Annotated in this window: 1 protein-coding gene; it reads right to left on the bottom strand. The window is 31.1% G+C overall.

The window, feature by feature from the left end; translation table 11 throughout:
* Positions 1-75: 75 nt before the first annotated feature.
* Positions 76-312: a hypothetical protein gene (locus Q0881_RS17740; RefSeq protein ID WP_299163305.1), complete on the bottom strand. Its 237-nt coding sequence runs from the start codon at positions 310-312 to the stop codon at positions 76-78.
* Positions 313-489 lie beyond the last annotated feature (177 nt).

Genomic DNA, 489 nt, shown 5'->3' with positions numbered 1-489 from the left:
CACAACAAGTGTAATACGCATTTTACTTATTGTAAATAAATTTCATTTCTTATTCCATAGTCATTTTACCTACAGTTACATTAATACGTTCATCATTTCGTTTCGAGCATTTTTAGCGTTAAGTAGATTAAACTCCTCTAACATTTTTAATGCTTTTTCTTCAGTATCAAAACCAAAACTTAAAGAGGCTGTTGCTCCATTAATTTCGCTTCTTACTTTAATTTCAAAACTGTTATCTTCATTATCATATTCTAATGTCAATAGCACTTGATTGTTATTTGGTAATTCGAATAGTCTTGCAAATTCTGCCATATCTTAATTATTACAGTTTTAAAATCATCTAGCAACAACTCTGTTGCAGTTTGCAACAAAACTGTTGCAAAAAGAATTTAAGAAGGAAGCTATTCAATCCCCTATAAATACTAGGGTTTCTCAAACTGTTGCAACAGGCAGCAACAAAAGTGCAACAACTCTGTTGCAGTTTGCAAC

The sequence above is a fragment of the uncultured Tenacibaculum sp. genome (genome assembly GCF_947494125.1).
Lineage (GTDB): Bacteria > Bacteroidota > Bacteroidia > Flavobacteriales > Flavobacteriaceae > Polaribacter.
Note: the sequence above shows the minus strand (reverse complement) of the source record. Positions and strands in the feature narration are given on the sequence as shown.

What these genes read in the sequence shown, in the direction of transcription:
- Q0881_RS17740 (WP_299163305.1), bottom strand. Translation starts at nt 312, where the DNA reads ATGGCAGAATTTGCAAGACTATTCGAATTACCAAATAACAATCAAGTG.